We start from the raw sequence: 228 nt of genomic DNA, 5'->3' as shown, positions 1-228 counted from the left end.
ACAGACCTGAAAATAGGTGGAAAAGTAGTTAAAAATCAAATGATTTCCCCCTTTGATAAATACCAATTTTCTCTGCCAAAGGGGGCCAAAAATAGCAGCGTAACGTATCGAACCATCAATGACTACGGGGCGGAAACGCCGCAACTCAACTGTAAATCGTAAGCCGTCTTCAGTTAAGAGAGCGAGATGTATAGAACTCATCGACAACACAGCCTGTTAAGCTCTGGT

The 228-nt window shown here is 43.0% G+C and carries 1 protein-coding gene; it reads left to right on the top strand.

Annotated elements, in window-relative coordinates; genetic code table 11:
* Positions 1-39: 39 nt before the first annotated feature.
* Positions 40-162: a molecular chaperone gene (locus SB756_RS36465; RefSeq protein ID WP_001463900.1), complete on the top strand. Its 123-nt coding sequence runs from the start codon at positions 40-42 to the stop codon at positions 160-162.
* The last annotated feature ends 66 nt before the right edge of the window (positions 163-228 follow it).

It is taken from the genome of Pseudomonas sp. SIMBA_068 (genome assembly GCF_046534705.1).
GTDB classification, from domain to species: Bacteria; Pseudomonadota; Gammaproteobacteria; order Pseudomonadales; family Pseudomonadaceae; genus Aquipseudomonas; species Aquipseudomonas putida.
The sequence above is the reverse complement of the archived record's forward strand: the minus strand, read 5'-3'. Positions and strand labels throughout refer to the sequence as shown.

Bases quoted from the DNA above. Each gene is read 5' to 3' on its own strand.
- SB756_RS36465 (WP_001463900.1), top strand. From the start codon at position 40: ATGATTTCCCCCTTTGATAAATACCAATTTTCTCTGCCAAAGGGGGCC.